5 protein-coding genes, 1 tRNA gene and 1 pseudogene are annotated in these 3,058 nt (G+C 69.8%); 4 read left to right on the forward strand and 3 right to left on the reverse strand.

Going from position 1 to position 3,058, the window contains the following annotated elements:
- Nucleotides 1–231 (forward strand): annotated as a pseudogene (locus CVO76_RS16355) (ABC transporter permease subunit); the annotation flags it as partial.
- 13 nt (nt 232–244) lie between these two features.
- Here the strand turns inward: CVO76_RS16355 and CVO76_RS16360 are convergent.
- The 3 genes from CVO76_RS16360 to CVO76_RS16370 all read right to left on the reverse strand — a co-directional run bounded on the left by CVO76_RS16360 (nt 245) and on the right by CVO76_RS16370 (nt 1,868).
- On the reverse strand, nt 245–853 hold the full coding sequence (locus tag CVO76_RS16360; protein WP_208740142.1) for a flavodoxin family protein: 609 nt from the start codon (nt 851–853) through the stop codon (nt 245–247).
- A gap of 95 nt (nt 854–948) precedes the next feature.
- Nucleotides 949–1,617, reverse strand: coding sequence for a haloacid dehalogenase type II (locus CVO76_RS16365; protein WP_208740143.1), 669 nt, complete (start codon nt 1,615–1,617; stop codon nt 949–951).
- Nucleotides 1,617–1,868, reverse strand: a complete 252-nt coding sequence (locus tag CVO76_RS16370) for a DUF2630 family protein (protein WP_133080041.1) — start codon at nt 1,866–1,868, stop codon at nt 1,617–1,619. The genes CVO76_RS16365 and CVO76_RS16370 overlap by 1 nt, the downstream gene beginning before the upstream one ends.
- A 171-nt stretch (nt 1,869–2,039) precedes the next feature.
- Here CVO76_RS16370 and CVO76_RS16375 point away from each other — a divergent pair.
- From CVO76_RS16375 to CVO76_RS17445, 3 genes are all read left to right on the forward strand, one after another.
- A tRNA-Val gene (locus CVO76_RS16375) sits at nt 2,040–2,113 on the forward strand.
- 216 nt (nt 2,114–2,329) lie between these two features.
- Nucleotides 2,330–2,800: an Hsp20/alpha crystallin family protein gene (locus CVO76_RS16380; protein WP_208740144.1), complete on the forward strand. Its 471-nt coding sequence runs from the start codon at nt 2,330–2,332 to the stop codon at nt 2,798–2,800.
- Between the two features lie 126 nt (nt 2,801–2,926).
- Nucleotides 2,927–3,058, forward strand: a 132-nt coding sequence (locus CVO76_RS17445) for an SDR family NAD(P)-dependent oxidoreductase (RefSeq protein WP_244186345.1), incomplete at its 3' end; no start/stop codon positions are given.

Genomic DNA, 3,058 nt, shown 5'->3' on the forward strand with positions numbered 1-3,058 from the left:
GGGGCTGCGGTGGCGCTCCTGGGCTACACCTTCAACGCCCTCGGGAACCAGGCGGGAGCCCTGCAGTGGCTGAAGGGCCTCTCCCCCTACGACTGGGTGTTCGGTCCCGCACCGCTGCTCCACGGTTTCTCGACCGGCGCCGGAGCGGGCATGGCGGCCGTGCTCGCCCTGTGCGGCATCCTCGTGCTGGTCGCCGTCGTCGGACTGTCACGCCGGGACGTCGGCCGGTAGCGGGGGCGGCCCGTCACTCCAGCGGGAAGTTCTCCCGGCGCAGCAGCCTCGCCAGATGCTCGGCGTTGCGGACGACGCCCGCGGTCGTCGTCGCCACCACGTCGGGGACCTCGGCGAGGTCCTTGAAGTCGACGGCCTGCATCGCCTCGCCCACCCAGTAGGTGGAGCCCTGGGACGGCAGGGAGAAACCGATGTCGTTCAGGCCCTGCATCATGTCGGCGATCGTCTTGTGCGCGCCGTCCTCATTGCCCACGACGGCCACCACCGCGACCTTTCCCGCCATCACGGGCCGGCCCTCCTCGTCCGTCTCCGCGATGTCGGCGTCCAGCCGCTCCATCACGCGCTGCGCGAGGCTCGACGGGTGGCCCACCCAGATGGGAGTGGACAGCACGAGGATGTCGGCGGCGAGGATCTTCTCGCGGAGGATCGGCCACTCGTCGCCGTCGCCCATGTCCTTCTGCACGCCGGGTGCCACGTGGTGGTCGACCACGCGGGCGCTGGACGTCGCGATTCCCCGCTCCGCGAAGCGGTCGAGGATGTGCCGGGCCATCAGGTCGGAACTGGACGGCCCCGGCGATGGGGTGAGGCTGCACACGAGCGCGAAGGCTGTCAGGTCGGTCACGGGTACTCCTTGATGTCGGAACTGCCGGATGATGCGGAGGTCTGAGGGAGTTCGGGGCCGGGCGTCCCGCCGGGGGTGCCCGCGGTCGACGCCGGTCAGGCCCGCAGGACCCCGGGCAGTTCCCCGACGGACGCGACCTCGTGGTCGGGCGGCGTCATGACGGTCGGATACGGGCCGCCGTCACGGTTCAGCCAGACCGTCTTCAGGCCGGCACGCGCGGCGCCGTCGATGTCCCAGGGATGCACGGCGACCAGCACGACGTCGCCCGCCGCCTTTCCGAGGGTCTCGAGGGCGTGGGCGTAGGACTCCCGCGCGGGCTTCCACCGGGCGGCGTCCGCCACGGAGAGGACAGCGGCGATCTGCCCCCCGACTCCGGCCCGCTCCAGCAGGCCCGCCGCCGTTGCCGCTGCCCCGTTGGTGAGCACGGCGACACCGAAGCCCTCGAGTGCGAGCGCGCGGATGCCGTCCGCCACGTCGGGATGGACCGGCAGCTCCTGCAGCGCCGTCATCACATGCGTCACCGCATCGTCGAGGTCCCGGTTCAGCACCTGGTCCGCGAGAACCACCCGTAGGGCGCCCTCGGCGACGTCGCCGAAGGCCGGGTTACGCCCGACGGCGGTCAGTGCGAAGCCGTCCCGGAGCACCGAGGCGAACCACAGGGCGGCCAGTTGCGGGGGTGCACCGACCTCCTCGAAGTGCTGGGACATGCGGCCCATGTCCGAGAGCGTCCCGTTGACGTCGAACAGCACCAGCGGCAACGCCATTACTGGCGGTACCCCTCCACCTGGCTGATCGGCCGGGCATCGGCGTCGGCCGGGTCCTCACCGGCGTCCGCCTTCGCCCGGCGCTGGCGGAGCAGGTCCCAGCACTGGTCGAGGTCCTCCTCGACCCGCTTCAGCCGGGCCGCGTGGTCCTGGTGCTCGGCCCCGGCTCCGGCGTCCTGGGGCTGTTCACGGAGGTCGTGCTCTTCCTGCACGAGTGCCTGGATACGCTGGAGGATGTCCTGGTTGTCCATGGTTCGGTCCCTTTCGTCGTCGCCGTGCCGGCGCCGGTGGATGATCAGCAGGCTTTCCTTCAGGCTACTGAGGCGACGGACCGATGACCAGCGCCGGCCTCCGCCCCGGCCCGGTGCAGCAGGGGAATTTGGCGCACCGCCCGGATGGCCTAAGCTGTTGGAGAACCAATTGCCTGTGTAGCTCAGTCTGGTAGAGCATCCGCTTCACACGCGGAAGGCCCGGGGATCGAGGCCCCGCGCAGGCACGAGGATCGGCTGGAGACAGCACCCGGGAAGGCCCGTACCGATACGTCGGTACGGGCCTTTCCTGCGTCCATGGGAGTTCGTCCTGGGCGAACAGATTTTGTTAGCACTCCCCTGGGTCGAGTGCTAACATTTTTCCTAGTTGAGCGGAGGGCGCTCAACCTTGGAGAACCGACCACCTGCCGGTGGCATCTGTGAAGGAGTTGTTTCCAGTGGCCATGAAGTTCGATCCATTCCGCGAGCTGGACCGCGTTGCCGGCGCCCTGCTGGAGAACCGTCCCGGACTCCGTCTCATGCCGATGGACCTCTACCGCGAGAAGGACCACTACATCCTCTCCGCGGACCTTCCGGGCATCGACCCCGGATCGGTCGACATCGACGTCGACGGCCAGCTCCTGACCATCCGCGCGGAGCGTACGCTGCGTGGCGCGGAAGGCGTCAAGTGGCTGACCCGCGAGCGCGAGAGCGGCTCGTTCCTGCGCCAGCTCAATCTCGGTCAGGGCATCGACACCGAGGGCATCTCCGCCCGGTACGAGAACGGCGTGCTCAACGTGATGATCCCGGTCAGCGCACGCGCGAAGCCACGCAAGATCGAGGTCGTCAGCGGAGAGTCCTCCGCGCCGGTCGAGTCCACGGCGGTCGAATCCACGGAGCCCGGTGCAGGGCACCAGGAAGCCGTCGAGGCGTAGCACCCCGGTATCGGCGACCCCCCGGGCTGCAGCCCGGGGGGTCGCGCCGTCCCTGCACCGGATCCATCCCCGCCTGCGCCCCAGATTCTCCTTGCACCAGCGGGCCGCCGGTGCAAAGGATGGAGCATGGACTTCACACCGAGCAAGGCAATCGTCACCGGCTCCGATTCCGGCATCGGCCGGGCCACGGCCGTCGCCCTCGCAGCGGCGGGCTGCGACGTCGGCGTCACCTGGCACTCCGATCAGGAGGGCGCCAGC

The organism is Arthrobacter agilis (genome assembly GCF_002953615.1).
In the GTDB taxonomy this organism is placed as follows: domain Bacteria; phylum Actinomycetota; class Actinomycetes; order Actinomycetales; family Micrococcaceae; genus Arthrobacter_D; species Arthrobacter_D agilis_B.